Raw genomic sequence first — 18,593 nt, forward strand, 5'->3', positions numbered from 1 at the left:
TTGCCATGACCAAAAGCCTCAATGGACCGCTCCGCATCGGCATTGGCGGCCCTGTCGGGTCGGGCAAGACGACCCTTTGCGAAATCCTGCTCAAGGCCATGCGCGACCGCTATTCCATGGCCGTGGTCACCAATGACATCTACACGCGCGAGGACGCCCTGATCCTCGCCCGCGTCCAGGCCATCTCCGAGGACCGCATCGTCGGCGTCGAAACCGGCGGCTGCCCGCACACCGCCATCCGCGAAGATGCCTCGCTGAACCTCGCCGCCATCGACGATCTCAACCGCAAATTCCCCGATCTCGACATCGTTCTTATTGAAAGCGGCGGCGACAATCTCGCGGCCACCTTCTCCCCCGACCTCGCCGATCTCACCATCTACGTGATCTCGGTGGCCCAGGGCGAAAAGATCCCCCGCAAGGGCGGCCCCGCCATTTCGCGCTCGGATCTGCTGGTCATTACCCACACCGACCTCGCTCCCTACGTCGGCGCCAGCCTCGAAGTCATGGAAAGCGACACCCAAAAGGTTCGCGAAGGCCGGCCCTATGTCTTCACCGACCTTTTGCGTCGCGAAAGCCTCGATGAGATCATTGGCTTCATCGAAAAGCACGGCGGCTTCCAGGCCGTGGCCGCGGAATAGGTCGCTTGAGCGACCACGCCCGCCTGCGGAAAATGCTGGATGCACCGGTGACACTGCCGGCGCTCCCCGATGGCATTTCCATCACGCCGCTCCACCAGACGCGCCCTGTCGAACTCCACGCCTTGCTCCGCGCCGCCTATGCGACCGGCGGCGGCGCAGTTGGCGACTTCGATAGCTGGTGGTGGCCGCTGGTCGAGGACGAAGAGTTCGATCCCGCCTTGCTCATCGTCGCCACCTCTGGCGAGCAGCCCATCGGCCTCGTCCAGTGCTGGACCAGCAGTTTCGTCAAAGACCTGGTCGTCGCCCCAAATTGGCGAAATCGGGCACTCGGAACGTACTTGCTCAGCGCCGCCTTCGCAGAATTCCGCCGCCGCGGCGCACCGCATGTTGACCTCAAGGTCGAAACATCAAACCTCGCCGCCCAGCGCTTCTACCACCGCCACGGCATGGCGCCCGTCGACCCCACGTGATCGACCATTTCAATAAATCTACTAACCCAATAGACATTCTTGTCATAAAAGTTTCCGGCGCCGAATTCGCCGGCAATGGCGTTCCTTGCCGAGAAAAGCGACCGCCACCTATCCTTGGCCATCCTGAAAGACAGGCCTTGGGGACTGACCACATGAAGATCTTTGCCACTGCCATCACCGGCCTCGTTGCCGCCACGCTGGCCTTCTCGCCCGCCCTCGCCGCCGAGCGCTACGAGACCCTGCCCTATGCGCTCTCACCCTCCTCCGCCCCCGCAGAATCCGGCACGGTCGTCTCCAATGGCGCCGAGATCTACTACGAGATCTATGGCAAATCGGGCGATCCGATCCTGCTGATCCATGGCGGCGCCGGCAATACCGAGACCTGGGGCAATCAGGTCAATGCCTGGCTGCGCTCCAATCGCGTCATCGTCGCCGACACTCGCGGCCACGGCAAATCATCGGCCGACGACCAGCCCTTCAGCTATCAGCTCTTTGCCGATGACTTCATCGCTTTGCTCGACAAGCTCGAAATCGAAAAGACCGCCGTGGTCGGCTGGAGCGATGGCGGCATCATCGGCATCGACCTCGCCCTGCGCCATCCCGAGCGCCTGACCAAGGTCGTCGCCTATGCCGCCAACGTCACCACCGACGGCGTTCAGTCGACCGTGCTCGAAAACCCGACGTTCCTAAAGTATCTCGACCGTGCCCGCGGCGAATACGAGCGTCTCTCGCCCACGCCCGATGGCTATGATGCTTATCTCGAAAAGATCGGCCAGCTCTGGGCCACCCAGCCCAATTGGACCGCTGAGGAACTGAGCAAGATCACGACGCCGATCCTCGTCCTCGCCGGCGACCACGAGGAAGCCATCAGCGAAGACCACACCCGCAAGATCGCCGAGCAGATCCCCGGCTCCGAACTGGTGCTTCTCGAAAACACCAGCCATTTTGCCCATCTGCAGGACGCGACCGGCTTCAACAAGGCCGTGTCCGATTTCCTCAAGGAATAGAACCAAGAGTGCCCGGCCCAAAGCCGGGCATTCGTCCGTCAGTCGACCATCACCACGTGGCTCACCAGATTGCCATCGGCAAAATGGTGCAGCAGCAGGCCCGGCGGGTCGACGATCTCGCTCTCGCGCCCATCGAGCCGCAAGCGATTGGCCTTGGTCACCGATGGCGCCATGGTCGCATGGCGGCCGGCAAAGCGCGTGAACAGGGGCCGATGCACATGGCCACAGGTCAGCGCCACCACCCTGTCGTCCGCAGCCTCGATCACTGCCGCAAGCCCGTCACCATTGCGACAGATATTGCGATCCTTGCCGTCAACGCCGCTCGGGAACGGATGCTGGTGCTGAAAAATCAGCGTCGGCAATTCGGAAACAGCCAGTTCCGCCGCGAGCCAATCGAGCAGTGGCCCGGCGTCGCCGTGATGCGCACCTTCTACGGTCACATCGAGCCCGATCAGCCGTAGCCCTCCAACCGTCTCGACCACATTGAGCGGCCGATTGCTCGTCCAGCCAAACCGGTCGCCAAAGGCCTGCCGCATGTCACTGTGGTCGTCGACATTGCCGGGCACGACGAAATAGGGGCAGTCGAGGCTTTCGAGCCGATCCTTGACCGCCCGATAACTCCGATCGTGTGCATCCTCCGCCAAATCGCCGCTGACGATGACGGCGTCAGGCCGCATTGGACGAAGCCAGCCCAGCACCTTGTCGAGCCGGTCGAGCCTTTCGCCCGACCCATTCGCATGGATATCGCTGAGCTGAGCAACGATCATTGCGCCGCCGGCCTCACAAGGGCGAGCACGGTGCGGGCACCAACCTGAACCCGACCATCTGCAATGGTGACTGATGTATCCGGATCAGAATCGATACCCACCACCCAGTCCCCTTCCGGGAGCTTGGCGGAAACAGGATCGATCCGGCGATTAAACCAGATCAGTACTTCGTCGGCCTTGTGTTTGAGATACATCCCCAGCACCGACGCCCCGCCATCGTTCCAGTCGCCCTCGGTCATCTCGCGTCCATCCGGATGCAGCCAGACGACATCGCGCACCCCGTGGCGATCTTGCCCGGTAAGGAAATGATCGTGGCTCACGGCCGGATGCGCCTTGCGGAAGGTGTTTATGGCGGCCACGAAATCAACCAGCGCACCATCGGCGCCTTCCCAGTCGAGCCAGGTGATCTCGTTGTCCTGCGCATAGGCATTATTGTTGCCCTGCTGCGTCCGATACATCTCGTCACCCTGCTGGATCAGCGGCGTACCGCGCGACAGGAATAGCGTCGCCAACATGGCCCGCACATCGCGCTTGCGCGCCTTGTTGATGGCCGGATCGTCCGTTTCGCCCTCGACGCCGCAATTCCAGGACTGGTTATTATTGTGCCCGTCCCGGTTGTTCTCGCCATTCGCCTCGTTGTGCTTGTCGTGATAGCTGACGAGATCGCGCAGGGTAAAACCGTCATGCACGGCCAGCATGTTGACGCCGTTGCTCGGCTTGCGCCCATCCATGTTGAAGATTTCCGATGACCCGGAAACCTTCCCTGCCAGCGCTCCGATCTTGGCCGGCTCGCCCTTCCAGAAGGCCCGAACTTCATCGCGGAAGGTGTCGTTATGCTCCTGGAATTCCTTGCCGAATTTGCCGAGCGCATAGCCGCCCGGACCCGGATCCCAAGGCTCAGCCACGAGGATAGCTTTGCTCAAGACCGGATCAGCCTTGATCTTCTTGAGCATCTCGGCTTCCGGGTTAAACCCCGGCTCGCGACCCAGGACGGTCGCCAGATCGAAACGGAAACCGGACACACCCATTTCCTCGACCCAATAGCGCAGGCTTTCGATCACCAGCCTTTGCACGGCCGGATGGTCACAGCGCAGCGTGTTGCCAGTGCCGGTGTCGTTGACGAGGTGCTGCTTTCCGTCGACTTCCACGAAGCGATAATAGGTGTGCGCATCGAGGCCCATCATGCTCAACATGGGGCCATTGGCATCGCTTTCGCCGGTGTGGTTGTAGACCACATCAAGGATCACCGAGATGCCATTCTTGCGGTAGAGATCGGTCATCACCCGCAGTTCCTGCGGCCCGCGCGGCGCCAGCCGCGGGTCCACGGCGAAATAGGCCACCGGATTGTAGCCCCAGGCATTGGTCAGCCCGAGCGCCGGGAGGTGCCCCTCATCGATCCACGCCGCCGTCGGCATAAGCTGAATGGTATCGACCCCCATATGCTTGAAATGGTCGATAACCCACTTGGTGGTCAGCCCGGCAATCGTCCCGCGCAGCGGCCCCTGCACACTCGGATGGCGCATGGAAAAGCCGCGCACATTGAGTTCATAGAAAAGGCTCGGCGCCTTCTTGCGTGGCAGAATGTTTTCATTGCCCTCACCGACGACGATTGCCTTGGGGATCAGCGGCGCCGTATCCACCGCCTCTTCACGCGGCAGGCGCAGGCGCGGCGAGCGCACGAAGACCCGATCAAGCCGCCGCGCATAGGGGTCGACCAGCAGCTTGTTTGGATCGAAGAAATAGCCTTGGTCCGGATCATAGCGCCCATCAGCACGAAGCCCATAGCGCGCACCCGCCCCGATGCCGGCGATCAACCCGGCACGGATATTCTCGGCATGCACATCGAGCTCAAAGCGCTCGATTTCCTGGTCCTGCTCATCATAGAGCGAGACCCAGATTGCCGTCGCGGCCTCGGAATAGACCGCGAAATTGACGCCCTCGGGCGTGATCGTGGCGCCGAGCTTTTCAATGCTCCCGGCGCCGGGAACGAGATGTGGACCCGTCACTTTTGTGCGCTCAAGTGATGACGCTGGGTTCGGTGCGCCCTGTCCGCGCCTTGATGCCGGCAAGGTCTTCGGTGATCCCGATAAGAGGCTCGAGGGCACGCTGGGTATCGAGATCGTGGTTTCCATTGGGGGGCTCATACTGTTCGAGGTAGACCCGCAACGTCGCGCCTACCGTGCCAGTTCCTGAGAGCCGCAGGACTATTCGCGAACCGTCCTTGAACCCGATGCGAATACCCTGCTTGGCGCTCGTCGAGCCATCCACCGGGTCGTGATAGGTGAAGTCATCCGCATAGGCGACTTCGAGCCCATTGAGCACCTGCCCCGGCAGCGTCGAGAGCCGCCCGCGCAGGTCATCGACCAGTGCGTTGGCGATGGCGCTGTCGACTTCCTCATAGTCATGGCGCGTATAGTAATTGCGCCCATAGGTCGCCCAGTGCTCGCGCACGATGGCGTCGACGCTTTCCTTGCGCACGGCGAGGATGTTCAGCCAGAGCAGCACGGCCCAGAGCCCATCCTTCTCACGCACATGGTTCGAGCCAGTACCAGCGCTTTCCTCGCCGCAAATGGTCACCCGGCCAGCGTCGAGCAGATTGCCGAAGAACTTCCAGCCCGTCGGCGTCTCGTGCATTTCAATGCCGAGCTTTTCCGCCACGCGATCAGCGGCGGCGCTGGTCGGCATGGAACGGGCAATCCCGGCGATCCCCGCCTTATAGCCCGGCGCTAGGTGCGCATTGGCTGCCAGCAACGCCAGCGAGTCCGACGGCGTCACGAAGCGGTTCTTGCCGATGATGAGGTTACGGTCCCCGTCGCCATCCGAAGCCGCGCCGAAATCCGGCCCCGCCTCGGTCATCAGCAGGTCGTACATGTCCTTGCAATAGACGAGGTTCGGATCGGGATGGCCGTGGTTAAAGGTCGGCGACGGCACGCCGTTCTTCACCGTCCCCGCCGGAGCGCCAAGCAGGCCCTCAAGAATCGCCTTGGCATAGGGACCGGTGATCGCATGCATCGAGTCGAAGGTCATGGTGAAGCCCGACTGGAACAGCCCACGAATGGCTTCAAAGTCGAACAGCGTCTGCATCAGCGCCGCATAGTCCTTCACGGGGTCGATCACCTCGACCACCATGTCGCCCACCTGCTGCGTGCCGATCTTGCTCAGATCGATATCGGGCGTATTGAGCGTCTTGTAGCTGTCGATCACCTTGGTACGGGCATAGACTGCGTCGGTGATCTTCTCGGGCGCCGGCCCGCCATTCCCAACATTGTACTTGATGCCGAAATCGCCTTCCGGCCCGCCCGGATTGTGACTCGCCGACAGAACAAGTCCGCCGAAGGCCTTGTAATGGCGAATGATATTGCTCGCCGCGGGCGTCGAGAGCAGGCCACCCTGCCCGACCAACACCTTGCCGAAACCGTTGGCCGCGGCAATGCGGATCGCCTTCTGAATGGCGACATCGTTGTAGAAGCGCCCGTCCCCCCCGATCACCAGCGTCTGGCCGGCAAGCCCTTCGAGACTGTCGAAGATCGACTGTATAAAGTTCTCGACATAGTTGGGCTGGCTGAAAACCGGCACTCGCTTCCGAAGGCCCGAAGTGCCCGGCTTCTGGTCGGCATAGGGCGTGGTCTTAATGATCTGTATCGTCATCGGCTTTCAGTCCAATCAGCGATGCATAGAGCTGGGCATAACGGGCGGCGCTGGATTCCCAGCTCACATCCGATTTCATTCCCCGCCTCTGCATCTTCTTCCAGCTTTTCTCGTCGGCGTAGAGTTCGAGCGTGCGCCTGATGGCGTTGGCCAGAGCGGCCTCATCAGGCGGCGCAAATTGCACGCCGGTCGCTACCTCGGCCTGCAATGCGGCAACATTGGCGTCGATCACCGTATCATTGAGCCCGCCCACGCGACTGACCAGCGGAATGCAGCCATAGCGCAGCGCATAGAGCTGCGTCAGGCCGCAGGGCTCGAAGCGCGAGGGCACCATCATCACGTCGGCTCCGCCCTGCACCAGATGGCTCAGGCGTTCATTGTAGCCGGTCACGAGGCCAACCCGGCCCGGATGCCGAATGGCCGCGCCACGCACAGCATTTTCCAGCTCCGCTTCGCCCGAACCGAGCACGGCAAGCTGCGCACCCGCCTCGACCATCATGTCGATGCAGTTGACGAGAAGGTCGATACCCTTCTGCCAGGTCAGCCGGCTCACCACCGCAAACAGCGGCCCGCTGGAGGGCTCCAGCGCAAATGCTTCCTGCACCGCCGCCTTGTTGGTGGCGCGGCTACCGAGCGAATTGGCCGTATAGGTCGAAGTCAGGCTCGGATCCGTCGCTGGATTCCAGGCATCCATATCGATGCCGTTGAGCACACCGAACACCGTGCCGGAGCGATTGTTGAGCAGTCCTTCGAGCCCCATGCCGAAAGCCGGGGTCCGGATTTCGGCCGAATAGGTCGGCGACACCGTCGTCACCACATCGGCACATTCGACGCCGGCCTTGAGATAGCCGACGCCGCCAAAATACTCGACGCCTTCCATCGAAAAGGCATGCGCCGGCAAGCGCATCTGCGCAAAGATGTCGGCGCCAAACGTGCCCTGGAACGCCATGTTGTGGACGGTCATCACCGTCTTCAGCGTCGCCGAAGGCCCATATTTCACATAGGCGGCAACGAGCCCGGCCTGCCAGTCATGCGCGTGAATGACCTGCGGCCGGTAGCCTTCCACCAGCCCCACACCCAGTTCTGCCGCCACCCAGGAAAGCGCCGCAAAGCGCTTCCAGTTGTCCGGCCAGTCCCAGCCATCGGGGCCCATATAGGGATTGCCCGGCCGATCATAGAGCGCCGGCGCATCGAGCACGATCAGGTCCAGCCCTTCGGCCCGTCCGGCAATCAGCCGGCCGGTCACGCCAAAGAGGTCACTGAAGTAATAGACCTCCCTCGATTGTCCGAGCTTGGCCATGACCGCGGGATAGCCCGGCACCAGCGTGCGCATGGAAACGCCGTTCTTGGCGAGCGCGGCCGGCAGGGCGCCGGCCACGTCGGCCAGCCCCCCGGTTTTGATCAGCGGATAGACTTCCGAGGCAACGGAAAGAACTTCGATCATCGATCAGCCAGATACCTGTTGACCATGGCCTGGGTAATGAGGGTCACCCCGTCCTCCGTCCGCCGGAACCACTTGTCGTCAAATTCCGGATCCTCGCCGACAACCAGCCCTTCAGGGATGGAAACGCCGCGGTCGATGACGACCTTCTTGAGCCGCGCATTGCGTCCGATATCGCAATAGGGCAGCACCACCGCTTCATCGAGCACCGAATAGGAGTGCACCCGCGAGCCGGTCGAAAGCAGCGTGCGCTGCAGATGACCACCCGAAATGATGCAGTCGCCCGACACCAGCGAATTGACCGCCGACCCACGGCGCCCGTCGAAGTCGTGCACGAACTTGGCCGGCGGAGTGATCTCCGCATAGGTCCAGATCGGCCAGTCACGATCATAGAGATCAAGCTGCGGGTTGATATCGGTCAGATCGATATTGGCCTTCCAATAGGCGTCGACCGTACCCACGTCGCGCCAATAGGAAACCGTCTCGTTACTGGAGCGCACGCAGGAGCGCGGGAAGCGATGCGCCCAGGCCGTGCCGTTCTTGACGATATAGGGAATGATATCCTTGCCGAAGTCGCGGCTAGAGCCTTCCGTCGCTGCGTCGCGGCGCAGCTGTTCCATCAGGAAGCGCGTTTCGAAGACATAGATGCCCATGGAGGCCAGCGCCATGTCCGGCTTGTCCGGAATACCCGGCGGATCCTTTGGCTTCTCGACGAAATCGACCACCCGATCACGCCCATCAACATGCATCACGCCAAAGCCCGTAGCTTCCATGCGCGGCACTTCGAGGCAACCGATCGTCACGTCCGCGCCCGTATCAACGTGCTGCCGGAGCATGATTTCGTAGTCCATCTTGTAGATGTGGTCGCCGGCCAGCAGCACGATGTAGCGCGCGCCATAATCCTCGATGATGTCCATGTTCTGGTACACTGCATCGGCAGTGCCGGCATACCACATGTCTTCCTTCACGCGCTGGCTCGCGGGCAGCACGTCAAAGCTTTCGTTTCGCTCGGTGCGCAAGAAGTTCCAGCCGCGCTGCAGGTGGCGGATCAGGCTGTGCGCCTGATATTGCGTCGCCACCGAAATGCGGCGAATGCCCGAATTGATGGCATTGGACAGCGCGAAGTCGATAATACGCGACTTGCCCCCAAAGTAGACGGCAGGCTTGGCGCGCCGGTCGGTCAATTCCATCAAACGTGTGCCGCGCCCCCCGGCAAGCACATAGGCCATGGCTTCACGCGCCAATGGAGACGGTACTCGATAGTCAGCCATTCATTTCCCTCCACACCTGCCCGCATTTCCGCGGGACGTATTCACCCAATACGGATCATTCCGGCTCATATTTCAGGAACAGCGTTGCCAGCGGCGGCAGATAAAGTTCCATCTCCGCCGGCAAATGCCGCCCCTCGACGGCATGCGCGATCACTGCCCCCTGGTTCCCGGTATTGCCCCCGGAATACCAGCCGGCATCCGTATTGATCCTCTCCACCCAGCGCCCCGCCAGGGGCACCGGCACCTTGTACCCGCTGCGTGGCACTGGCGTGAAATTGGAGATGACGATCACCGGATCGGCATCCCCTGCCTTCCTCACCCACGCATAGACGGTATTGGTCTGGTCATTGCCGATCAGCCACTCAAAGCCCTCGGGCTCGCAATCATGCTCATGCAGAGCCGGCAGGCTGCGATAGGCCGCATTAAGATCGGCCACCAGCCGCCGCATCCCCTCATGCGGCGCAGCCTCGAGCAGCCACCAGTCGAGCCCGCGGCTTTCCGACCACTCTTCGCGCTGGGCAAATTCCTGGCCCATGAACAGCAGCTTCTTGCCCGGATGGCCCCACATGAAGGCGAGATAGGCCCGGAGATTGGCGAATTGCTGCCAGTCATCCCCCGGCATTTTCGAGAGCAGCGCGCCCTTGCCATGCACCACTTCGTCATGGCTCAGCGGCAGCACGAAGTTTTCGCTGAAGGCGTACATGAGCCCAAAAGTCATGTCGTTGTGGTGATAGCGCCGATGGATGGGATTGCGGCTCATGAAACGCAGCGTGTCGTTCATGAAGCCCATGTTCCACTTGAAGCCGAAACCGAGCCCACCATTGTAGGTCGGATGGCTGACACCCGGCCACGAGGTCGACTCCTCGGCGATCATGAAGGCGCCAGGAAACTGCCGATAGACCTCGGCATTCACCCGCTGCAGAAAGGCCACCGCCTCAAGGTTTTCGTTGCCGCCATGCTTGTTGGGCACCCACTGTCCCGGCTGGCGCGAATAATCGAGATAGAGCATCGAGGCCACGGCATCGACACGCAACCCGTCGATATGGAACACTTCAAACCAGTAGAGCGCGCTATTGGTCAGGAAGGCCGAAACCTCCTTGCGCCCAAAATTGTAGATCGCCGTGTTCCAGTCCGGATGATACCCCTGCCGCGGATCGGCATGCTCATAGAGCGCCGTGCCGTCGAACCGCGCGAGCCCGAATTCGTCGGTCGGGAAATGCGCCGGCACCCAGTCGAGGATGACGCCCAGCCCCGCCTCATGCGCCGCATTCACCAGCCGCGCAAAGCCGGCAGGATCGCCATGGCGCGATGTCGGCGCGAAAAGCCCCGTCGGCTGATAACCCCAGCTCGGATCGAACGGATGCTCGGAAACCGGCAGGAATTCGAGATGGGTGTACCCCATATCGGCGGCATAGGGCACGAGCTGCTCGGCCAACTGATCGTAGCTGAGGAACGAGCCATCCGGCCGCCGCCGCCAAGAGCCCAGATGCACCTCATAGATCGACATCGGCGTGCGCCGCCAATCGTGAGTGGCGCGCTCTTCCATGTATTTCTGGTCCGACCAGGTGAATGGGGTCGGATCGGGCACCACCGAGGCCGTGCGCGGACGCAATTCTGCCTGCCGGGCGAAAGGGTCGGCCTTGAGCGGCAAGACCTTGCCGTCCGGCGCGACGATTTCATACTTGTAGATCGTCCCGGTGCCAAGCACCGGAATAAACACTTCCCAAATGCCATTGCGATTGCGCATCGGGTTGCGGCGTCCGTCCCACTGGTTGAACGCACCAACCACCGAGACGCGCAGCGCATTGGGGGCCCAGACCGCGAAATGCGTGCCGTGGATACCCTCGAATTCCATTTCATGGGCGCCGAGCTTGTCGAAGAGCCTGAGATGGCTGCCTTCGCCGATGAAATAATCATCCATCGGCCCCAGCACCGGCCCGAAGGAATAGGGATCGAAAACATCCCATTCCCCGCCCGCATTCTTGGCACGGAAGCGGATCGGCTGCCGCCGGTCGATCTCCACCTTCCCCTCGAACACGCCACCGGCATGACGGGGATAGAGAACCCCGAGTTCCTTCCCATCGAGCGTAGAAGCCGTCACCGATTCCGCATGCGGAATGAAGGCGCGCAGCACCCATTGTCCGTCGACTTCGTGCAAACCAAGCACGCCGAAAGCATCTCTGTGGCGACCTGCCACGATATCTTCGACGTCATGGCTATCGGCCTGCCAAGTTTCCCTGCTCACGCCTCATATCCCCCCGTGACCGGCCGATTCAATGTCGGCGATCGTAATCTGGAAAGGTCGCAGTTTCGCTGACGTGAAGCCGCGACCCGTCTTCTTCTGTTATGCGGTCTGCACGTTCCAGATGTCGGCAGCATATTGCCTGATCGTCCGGTCAGACGAAAAGAAACCGACATTCGCAGTGTTGCGAATGGCCATCGCGTCCCAGCGCGGCCGGTCCGCCCAGATCTTTTCGACCTTGGCCTGCGCCGCCCAATAGGCATCGAAATCGCGCGCCACCATGAACCAGTCATGGTCGTAGAGCCCGCCGATCAGGTCGCGATAACGGTTCGGATCGTCCGGCGAGAACACGCCCGAAGAAATCGCCTCCAGCGCCTCACGCAGGCGCGGCGACTTGTCGATCGTGCCGCGCGGCACTTCGCTACGGCTGCGCTTGTCCTCGACCTGCTCGGTGGTCAGGCCGAAGATGACGATATTGTCGTCGCCGACTTCCTTGTGCATCTCGACATTGGCGCCATCCATGGTGCCGATGGTGATTGCACCGTTGGCCATGAACTTCATATTGCCGGTGCCCGAGGCTTCCATGCCCGCCGTCGAAATCTGCTCACTGAGATCGGCCGCCGGCACGATCATTTCGGCAAGACTGACATTGTAGTTCGGCAGGAACACAACCTTCAGGAGACCCCGCACTGCCGGGTCATGGTTGATCACCTTGGCCACGTCATTGATCAGCTTGATGATCAGCTTGGCATTCCAATAGCTCGGCGCCGCCTTGCCCGCGAAAATCTTCACGCGCGGCACCCAGTCCTTCTCGGGATGGGCACGGATCTCGTCATAGAGCGCGACGGCGTGGATGATGTTGAGCAGCTGCCGCTTGTACTCGTGGATGCGCTTGATCTGCACGTCAAAGAGCGCATCCGGCGACACCGTCACGTTGATCCGCTCCTTTATCAGCTTGACCAGCCGCTCCTTGTTGGCGCGCTTCACCGCCGCAAACTGCTTCTGGAAACCGGGGTCTTCGGCATGCGCGCCAAGACCATGGAGCTTCTCGATATCGTCGAGGAAATCCGGCCCGATCCGGTCGCTGACGAGCTTGGTCAGTCCCGGATTGCACTGCATCAGCCAGCGTCGCGGCGTAATGCCATTGGTCTTGTTGTTGATGCGCTCGGGATAGAGCCGGTGGAGATCAGCAAACACCGTCTGTTTCATCAATTCGGTATGAAGCGCGGAAACGCCATTGACCGAATGCGACCCGGCAAAGGCCAATTGCCCCATGCGCACGCGGCGCCCGCCATGCTCATCGATCAGCGACACCGCCGCGATCTGCTGGTCGGTGAACTTTGCCCGGCCGCGTGCCTCGGCCAGCACATCGGCATTGATCTGGTAGACGATCTGCATGTGCCGCGGCAGCAACCGCTCCAGCAGCGCCACCGGCCAGCTTTCCAGCGCCTCGGGCAGCAGGGTGTGATTGGTATAGCCGAAGGTGCCCTTGGTGAGCTTCCAGGCATCCGCCCACTTGATCCCATTGTCATCGACGAGGATGCGCATCAGCTCGGCCACCGAAATGGCCGGATGGGTATCGTTGAGCTGGATCGCCACCTTATCCGGCAGCGAACCGAGATCGCCATACTGCTGAAGGTGCCGGCGCACGATGTCCTGCAGCGAGGCCGAGGAGAAGAAGAACTCCTGCCGCAACCGCAGCTCCTGCCCCGCCGGCGTTGAATCCGCCGGATAAAGAATCCGCGTAATCGCCCCGGCCTTGGCGCTCTCTTCCAGCGCGCCGATATGGTCGCCGGAATTGAACTTGTCGAGCAGGATCGGGTCGATCGGCTGTGCGCTCCAGAGTCGAAGCGTGTTCACGCGGCTCCCGCGCCATCCAACGATAGGCGTGTCATAGGCCACCGCGAGCAGATGCTCATTCGGCCGCCATTCATGCCGCATCACCCCGTCGGGGTCGGTGATCGGCTCGACGTGACCGCCAAAGCCAACCTCGTAGGCGCTTTCGCGACGTTCGAATTCCCACGGATTGCCATGGGCGAGCCAGTCCTCCGGCAGTTCGACCTGCCAGCCCTCGCTCATTTCCTGGCGGAAAAGGCCATGCACATAGCGAATGCCATAGCCATAGGCCGGGATTTTCACCGACGACATGGATTCGAGGAAACACGCCGCAAGACGACCAAGGCCGCCATTACCCAGTGCCGCGTCGGGCTCGAGATTGATCAGGTCGCCCAGGTCGACATTGAGGTTCTTCAGCGCCTGCTGCACTGGCTCCATCAGCCCGACATTGCTGATCGCATCGCGCATCAGGCGGCCGATCAGGAACTCGAGGCTGAGATAGTAGACGCGCTTGTTGGACGTGCGCCAGGTCTCGCGCGAACTCTCCATCCAGCGATCCATGATGCGGTCGCGCACTGCCAGAATAGTGGCGCGCAGCCAGTCATGCGGTCGCGCGACAATCGGGTCCTTGCCGACCGAATAGATCAGCCTTTCAAGGATTTCTGCCTGAATGGCTTCAACGGTTGAGGCACGGGGCTCGGGCGTCGGAGCATCGTAGACGATCGGCTTTTGCGGCATATCGCAATCCAGTGTTCATGACGATGTTCCCCTCTAATGTGCTCACTCTTGCACTTAATTTGTGCATCGGAAAGCCCCCTTGGAGAGGAGAAAATTAGGTCTCTTGAGCGGGCACGGAATGGGCTACGGCATCCTCGGCGCTCTCTTCGGAAACCAGCACGCCGCCCTCGCGCGCCTGGTCCTGGGCGTTGCTGATCAGCAGCCGGTTGAGGTTCCGCCAGTCCTCCCCGCCCAGTTGCAGCTCGAACCGCTGCCGGTCGCGCGCACGCACGCCCTCGATGATTTCGCTGGCTTCTTCCTCGCTCGCGCCGAGCATGGTGATGGCGGCGCCACCGAAGGACACGGCCGATTCGAAGGTTTCGCGTAGCTGATATTCCACGCCGGCTCGGATCAGCTCGATGCTGTGCGACCGGTCGAAGGCCCGCGCCATGACTCGCGCCAGCGGGAACTCGTCGCGCAGCAATTCGACGATCCGGGTCGTCTGCTCTTTTTGCTCGGTGCAGACCAGGATCAGGTCCGCCGTGTTGGCGCCTGCAGCGCGCAGAATGTCGAGCCGCGTGCCATCGCCATAGTAGACCTTGAACCCGATCTGCGCGGCGGCGCGGATCATGTCGGTGTCATTGTCGATGATCGAAACCGAATGGCGCATGGCCAGCAGCGGCTGGCTGGCGATCTGCCCGAAGCGCCCAAAGCCGATGATCAGCACCCTGTTGCTCAAACCCTCGACCGTCTCGACTCCATCCATCGACTCGACGCGCTTGGGCATGAAATAGCGCAGGCCGATCATGGCGAACGGCGTCAGCACCATGGAAATGATCACCGTCGCCGTGAAGATCGCATTGCTCGGTCCGTCGATGATCCCGGCCGAAACGGCGGTCGTGTAGAGCACGAAGGCAAATTCGCCGCCCTGCCCCATCAGCACGGCCCGCTCCAGCGCCTCTCCATGCCCCGAGCGCAGCACCCGCGCGATCACATAGATCGCCACCGCCTTGACCACCATGAAGGCCAGTACGCTGATCGCGATGAGCTGCCAGTTCTCCCCGACGATCGCCAGATCAAGCGACATGCCCACGGCAAGGAAGAAAAGCCCCAGCAAGAGCCCGCGGAACGGCTCGATATCGGCTTCGAGCTGATGCCTGAAAGTCGAGGTGGACAGCAGCACACCAGCGAGGAATGCACCCATGGCCATGGAAAGACCGCTCACCTGGAACAGCAAAGCCGCGCCCAACACCACCAGCAGTGCGGCCGCCGTCATTACCTCACGCGCCTTGGAAGACGCGAGAAGGGCAAAGAACGGATTCATCACCCGCCGCCCCAGTACGATCAGCAACAGGATGGCGCCGATGGCGCTGGCAAACCCGATGGCGCGCGCGAGCATGGATTGATCCGCTGCCGTGGGTGCCAGGATCGCGACGACAGCCAGCAGGGGCACGATGGCGAGGTCTTCGAGCAGCAGGATGGACACCATCTTCTGCCCGCTTTCCGACGCCAGCTCCCCGCGTTCCGCCAAAATCTGCATCACGATTGCCGTCGAGGTCAGCACAAAGCCCATGCCGAAAATGAACGCCACCACCGGGGCAAAACCGAGCAGCAGACCAACGCCGGTCAACAACAGGCCGCAGCACGCGACCTGAATGACGCCCAGCCCAAAGATCTGCTTGCGCAGGGCCCAGAGCTTGCTCGGCTCCATCTCGAGCCCGATGATGAAGAGGAACAGCACGACGCCAAGCTCGGCCAGATGCAGCACCGAGCTCGGATCGGCGATAAGCCCGATTCCCGACGGCCCCAGCAGCAACCCCGCCGCCAGATAGCCCAGCACAGAGCCGAGCCCGATACGTCGAAACAACGGCACGGCCACGACACCGGCGGCGAGCAGGGCCACGATGGGGACCAGATCGACGCCGCTATGCGCGGCCTCGGCAGCATGGATGACAGCTTCTCCGGCCATGATTCGTATTCCCCGTCTCGTCTAGTCAGGACGACACTGGTCGGCGCAGGCACTTTCCGTCAAGGCTTCGGACTGCAAGGGTGCCCCGCGCTGGCTAGCCCTAGCTGGACGTCTCTACACCCGTGGGCGCAGTTCCTTCAGGTGGCTCCAGTCGCTCCTGCTTGCGCTTCTCCTCGCCGTTCTGGGCATCCTGCCGCTGTTCCTTGATCGCCTGGGCGGCATTGGCCAGCAATTCGTCGCGCTCCGTCATCCTGCGCGTGCGCCGCACCGGCCGCTTTGGCGCGACTGGCTTGCTCGGCAGCGCATGGGTCAGGATCGAGGTCGCCATCAACAGCGTCGGCACGGCCACGAGGCCACCCACCGGCCCCCAGGCCCAAAGCCAGAACGTGATCGAGAGAAAGATCATGAAGGGGTTGAGAGTCATCGTCCGGCCGATGAAGTGCGGCGTCACGATCTGACCTTCGATGAAGTTGACGCCCAAATAGCACAGCGCCGGCAACAGGATCTGTTCGATCCGCGTCTGCGTCCCCAGCCCCACGGCGAGGAGGATCAGGATCATCGTACCCTGCCCCACATAGGGAATGTAGTTGAGCACCGCCGCCAGCGCCCCCCAAAGGATCGGCGAAGGCATGCCGATCGCCCACATGACCAGCGTCACGGCAATGCCAACACAGACATTGATGAAGGTGATGGAGAGCAGAAACTTGCTGACCTTGGTCTCGACATCACGAAACACATGCGCCGTGCGCCAGCGCATCCGCCGCGTCACGCACAGCGACAGGACCGAAATGCGGATATGATCGCGCGTCGCGACAAAGAAATAGAGGCTGGCCAGAAAGATCAGGATTTGCGCCAGCAATGCGGGCGCCAGCAGCGCCACACTTGTGACAGCGCTGCCGTCCTCGACATTGACGTTCATCGCCGCCGAGCCACCGCCAAAAACCTCGCTGAGTTGCGACTGGAACTGCGAGAAGCTTTCGAGCGGCTCTTTGAGATTAGCCAATTGCGCCTGCAATTTCTCCCAGATCAACGGCGCCCGCGCCACCCATTCGCTGAGCGGCAAGGCGAAGGCCACGATACCCGCCGCAATGACGCCGAGCAGCAGGAGCACCACTACGGCAGCGGACAGCGCCGGCGGTATGCCCACCGCCTCCAGCCGATCGGCCACCGGCCCGAACATCAGCCCGATGACGATGGCCAGGGTAATCGGCGCCAGAAACAGCTGCCCTGCCTGCAGGACGAAGAGCAGGACCACGGCCCCGATCGCCACTACGGACAGGCGCGCAGCATTGTCGAGCACGCGCTCGAACTGACTTTCATTCATCTCTTCGGGCGGAGAAGGGGCTTTCATGGTGGCTTTCGAGCTCGATGACGCTGCCCCTACAACGTTGCCTGTCGATGAGCGTTCCTTTGCCCCATTGCCCAGTCGACCGCCGCCTCGGGCGCCGCTAAAGTCGCGCCGTTTTCACTAGGTTTGTCCAGGGACTATCCATGCCGCGCAAGATCATCATCGACACCGACCCCGGTCAGGACGACGCCGTCGCCATTCTGCTGGCGCTGGCCTCGCCCGAGGATTTTGACGTCCTCGGCGTCGTCGCCGTGGCCGGCAATGTCGGCCTCCACCACAACGCCACCAATGCGCGGAAAATCATCGAGCTCGCCGGCCGCCCGGAAGTCCCCGTCTATGCCGGCTGCGCCCGCCCAATGCGCCGTACCCTGGTCACCGCCGAACACGTCCACGGCGATACCGGCCTCAATGGCCCCGACCTGCCCGCGCCAAGGGTCGAGCTCCAGGCCCAGCACGGCGTCGACTACATCATCGAAACCCTGATGAATGCCGAGCCGAAAACCATCACGCTCTGCACCCTCGGGCCGCTGACCAATATCGGCATGGCCCTCGTCAAGGAGCCAAAAATCGCCGAACGCGTCGCCGAGATCGTCATGATGGGCGGCGCCTATTTCGAGGTCGGCAACATCACCCCGGCGGCTGAATTCAACATCTATGTCGACCCGGAAGCCGCCGACATCGTCTTCCGCAGCGGCATCAAGATCACCGTGCTACCGCTTGATGTGACTCATCAAATCCAGTCGACCCCCGCCCGCCTCAACGCCATCAAGGCCCTCGGCAATCGTTCCGGCCAGGCCGTCTACGACATGCTGACCTTCTCCGAAGGTTTTGATTTGAAGAAATACGGCTGGGATGGCGCGCCCCTCCACGACCCCACAGTCATCGCCTACCTCCTCGACCCCACCCTCTTCGAAGGCCGCGAATGCAACGTGACCATCGAAACCGCGAGCGAGCTGACGGTCGGCATGACCGTCACCGACTACTGGCACGTCACCGACAAACCGCGTAACGCCACCTACCTCCGCAACGGCAACGCCGAGGGCTTCTACAAGCTCCTCACCGAGCGTCTCGCGCGGTTGCCGTAGAATTGCCCCACGCACCGCGTCATCCCCGCGAAAGCGGGGATCTCCTTTCCAAGCAGAGATTCCCGCCTTCGCGGGAATGACACCGCGTTTGTCGCCCCTCTATCGTCATTGCCGGGCTTGTCCCGGCAATCCATCTCGCCACAAGCATGGACCA

General features: G+C 61.9%; 13 protein-coding genes. 4 read left to right on the forward strand and 9 right to left on the reverse strand.

Annotated features, from left to right (window positions below):
• Positions 1-5: 5 nt before the first annotated feature.
• The 3 genes from ureG (at position 6) to ACSQ2A_RS11725 (ending at position 2,115) form a co-directional block, all read left to right on the forward strand.
• Positions 6-638, forward strand: a complete 633-nt coding sequence (gene ureG / locus ACSQ2A_RS11715; RefSeq protein ID WP_436072389.1) for an urease accessory protein UreG — start codon at positions 6-8, stop codon at positions 636-638.
• Positions 639-643: 5 nt separating this feature from the next.
• The gene (locus ACSQ2A_RS11720) at positions 644-1,108 is read left to right on the forward strand and encodes a GNAT family N-acetyltransferase (protein ID WP_436072390.1); all 465 of its coding nucleotides are present in this window, start codon (positions 644-646) and stop codon (positions 1,106-1,108) included.
• Positions 1,109-1,260: 152 nt separating this feature from the next.
• Positions 1,261-2,115 (forward strand): alpha/beta fold hydrolase, encoded by an 855-nt coding sequence (locus ACSQ2A_RS11725; protein ID WP_436072391.1) that lies wholly within the window; start codon positions 1,261-1,263, stop codon positions 2,113-2,115.
• A 38-nt stretch (positions 2,116-2,153) separates the two neighbouring features.
• On the opposite strand, the gene ACSQ2A_RS11730 is transcribed toward ACSQ2A_RS11725, so the two are convergent.
• The 9 genes from ACSQ2A_RS11730 to ACSQ2A_RS11770 form a co-directional block, all read right to left on the reverse strand.
• The gene (locus ACSQ2A_RS11730) at positions 2,154-2,882 is read right to left on the reverse strand and encodes a metallophosphoesterase (RefSeq protein ID WP_436072392.1); all 729 of its coding nucleotides are present in this window, start codon (positions 2,880-2,882) and stop codon (positions 2,154-2,156) included.
• Positions 2,879-4,888, reverse strand: coding sequence for a glycogen debranching protein GlgX (gene glgX / locus ACSQ2A_RS11735; protein ID WP_436072393.1), 2,010 nt, complete (start codon positions 4,886-4,888; stop codon positions 2,879-2,881). The genes ACSQ2A_RS11730 and glgX overlap by 4 nt, the downstream gene beginning before the upstream one ends.
• A gap of 10 nt (positions 4,889-4,898) precedes the next feature.
• Complete coding sequence (locus tag ACSQ2A_RS11740) at positions 4,899-6,530, reverse strand: alpha-D-glucose phosphate-specific phosphoglucomutase (RefSeq protein ID WP_436072394.1); 1,632 nt, start codon at positions 6,528-6,530, stop codon at positions 4,899-4,901.
• Positions 6,511-7,971, reverse strand: a complete 1,461-nt coding sequence (glgA, locus tag ACSQ2A_RS11745) for a glycogen synthase GlgA (RefSeq protein ID WP_436072825.1) — start codon at positions 7,969-7,971, stop codon at positions 6,511-6,513. The genes ACSQ2A_RS11740 and glgA overlap by 20 nt, the downstream gene beginning before the upstream one ends.
• Positions 7,971-9,242, reverse strand: coding sequence for a glucose-1-phosphate adenylyltransferase (glgC, locus tag ACSQ2A_RS11750; protein WP_436072395.1), 1,272 nt, complete (start codon positions 9,240-9,242; stop codon positions 7,971-7,973). The genes glgA and glgC overlap by 1 nt, the downstream gene beginning before the upstream one ends.
• Positions 9,243-9,297: 55 nt before the next feature.
• Entirely contained in the window at positions 9,298-11,487 is a 2,190-nt protein-coding gene (glgB, locus tag ACSQ2A_RS11755) for a 1,4-alpha-glucan branching protein GlgB (RefSeq protein WP_436072396.1), read from the reverse strand.
• A 99-nt stretch (positions 11,488-11,586) separates the two neighbouring features.
• Positions 11,587-14,058, reverse strand: a complete 2,472-nt coding sequence (locus ACSQ2A_RS11760) for a glycogen/starch/alpha-glucan phosphorylase (protein WP_436072397.1) — start codon at positions 14,056-14,058, stop codon at positions 11,587-11,589.
• Positions 14,059-14,152: 94 nt separating this feature from the next.
• A complete protein-coding gene (locus ACSQ2A_RS11765; protein WP_436072398.1) occupies positions 14,153-16,006 on the reverse strand; it encodes a monovalent cation:proton antiporter-2 (CPA2) family protein in 1,854 nt (617 codons plus the stop codon).
• 100 nt (positions 16,007-16,106) lie between these two features.
• Positions 16,107-17,357, reverse strand: a complete 1,251-nt coding sequence (locus tag ACSQ2A_RS11770) for an AI-2E family transporter (RefSeq protein ID WP_436072399.1) — start codon at positions 17,355-17,357, stop codon at positions 16,107-16,109.
• Positions 17,358-17,497: 140 nt separating this feature from the next.
• On the opposite strand from ACSQ2A_RS11770, the gene ACSQ2A_RS11775 reads away from it, so the two are divergent.
• Positions 17,498-18,439 (forward strand): nucleoside hydrolase, encoded by a 942-nt coding sequence (locus ACSQ2A_RS11775; protein ID WP_436072400.1) that lies wholly within the window; start codon positions 17,498-17,500, stop codon positions 18,437-18,439.
• The last annotated feature ends 154 nt before the right edge of the window (positions 18,440-18,593 follow it).

Origin of the sequence: Devosia sp. LjRoot3 (genome assembly GCF_964252865.1) — a bacterium.
GTDB lineage: Bacteria > Pseudomonadota > Alphaproteobacteria > Rhizobiales > Devosiaceae > Devosia.

Excerpts from the sequence above, each read along its gene's own strand:
- ACSQ2A_RS11760 (WP_436072397.1), bottom strand. The coding sequence starts at position 14,058 with ATGCCGCAAAAGCCGATCGTCTACGATGCTCCGACGCCCGAGCCCCGT.
- ACSQ2A_RS11765 (WP_436072398.1), bottom strand. The coding sequence starts at position 16,006 with ATGGCCGGAGAAGCTGTCATCCATGCTGCCGAGGCCGCGCATAGCGGC.
- ACSQ2A_RS11740 (WP_436072394.1), bottom strand. The coding sequence starts at position 6,530 with ATGACGATACAGATCATTAAGACCACGCCCTATGCCGACCAGAAGCCG.
- ureG (WP_436072389.1), top strand. The coding sequence starts at position 6 with ATGACCAAAAGCCTCAATGGACCGCTCCGCATCGGCATTGGCGGCCCT.
- glgC (WP_436072395.1), bottom strand. The coding sequence starts at position 9,242 with ATGGCTGACTATCGAGTACCGTCTCCATTGGCGCGTGAAGCCATGGCC.
- ACSQ2A_RS11725 (WP_436072391.1), top strand. The coding sequence starts at position 1,261 with ATGAAGATCTTTGCCACTGCCATCACCGGCCTCGTTGCCGCCACGCTG.
- ACSQ2A_RS11730 (WP_436072392.1), bottom strand. The coding sequence starts at position 2,882 with ATGATCGTTGCTCAGCTCAGCGATATCCATGCGAATGGGTCGGGCGAA.
- ACSQ2A_RS11770 (WP_436072399.1), bottom strand. The coding sequence starts at position 17,357 with ATGAAAGCCCCTTCTCCGCCCGAAGAGATGAATGAAAGTCAGTTCGAG.
- ACSQ2A_RS11775 (WP_436072400.1), top strand. The coding sequence starts at position 17,498 with ATGCCGCGCAAGATCATCATCGACACCGACCCCGGTCAGGACGACGCC.